Origin of the sequence: Rhodococcus tibetensis (genome assembly GCF_024438035.1) — a bacterium.
In the GTDB taxonomy this organism is placed as follows: Bacteria; Actinomycetota; Actinomycetes; order Mycobacteriales; family Mycobacteriaceae; genus Rhodococcus_F; species Rhodococcus_F tibetensis.
The window spans coordinates 1-597 of record NZ_JANFQF010000061.1 but is presented as its reverse complement, the minus strand read 5'-3'; the positions used below and the strand labels follow the sequence as shown (position 1 = coordinate 597).

Below are 597 nucleotides of genomic sequence, written 5' to 3'. Positions count from 1 at the left end.
CGCGGCTACGTCGACGCCGTCATCCCCCCCTCCCACACCCGCGGACAGATCGTGGCCGCCCTGCGCCTCCTCGAACGCAAAATGGTCACCCTCCCGCCCAAGAAGCATGGGAACATCCCGCTATGAGCGGCGGCGAATCATTCGGCACCGTGACCGCGGAGTTGGCTGTAGACGAGGTGTTCGACGAGATCGCTTCGGGGGTCGAGGTCGCCGAGGAGGCGCCGTCGGCGCCGGTCGTGACGTTTCGGGGCAATCCGAGCGACACCGATATCGCCGCGGTGCTGACGGTATTCGCTGCGCTCGCCTCGTCGGAGTCCGCGGCACAAGGTTCCGCTTCCGACGAAGATCCGTGGGGCACACCAGCTCTCATTCTGCGCCGACAGGTGGCCGCCGCCGCGGTGCTGGTCAACGCAGGCTACTGACACTGTAGAAAAGGGAAGACATTTCGATGAGTAGTGCACGTATTTCCAAGGTACTGGTCGCGAATCGCGGTGAGATTGCAGTGCGGGTGATCCGGGCCGCAGCCGATGCCGGGTACACCAGTGTCGCCGTCTACGCCGAACCCGACGCCGATGCCCCGTTCGTGCGCCTGGCCGA

3 protein-coding genes are annotated in these 597 nt (G+C 65.5%); all 3 read left to right on the top strand.

Annotation, left to right across the window (positions count from 1 at the left end):
• Positions 1-126, top strand: a 126-nt coding sequence (locus tag NOF53_RS27470; protein WP_255974774.1) for a carboxyl transferase domain-containing protein, incomplete at its 5' end; no start/stop codon positions are given.
• Positions 123-422 (top strand): acyl-CoA carboxylase subunit epsilon, encoded by a 300-nt coding sequence (locus tag NOF53_RS27465; protein ID WP_255974831.1) that lies wholly within the window; start codon positions 123-125, stop codon positions 420-422. The genes NOF53_RS27470 and NOF53_RS27465, both read left to right, overlap by 4 nt.
• A 26-nt stretch (positions 423-448) precedes the next feature.
• A partial coding sequence (locus NOF53_RS27460) for a biotin carboxylase N-terminal domain-containing protein (RefSeq protein WP_255974833.1) occupies positions 449-597 on the top strand: 149 nt, incomplete at its 3' end.

Excerpts from the sequence above, each read along its gene's own strand:
- NOF53_RS27465 (WP_255974831.1), top strand. The coding sequence starts at position 123 with ATGAGCGGCGGCGAATCATTCGGCACCGTGACCGCGGAGTTGGCTGTA.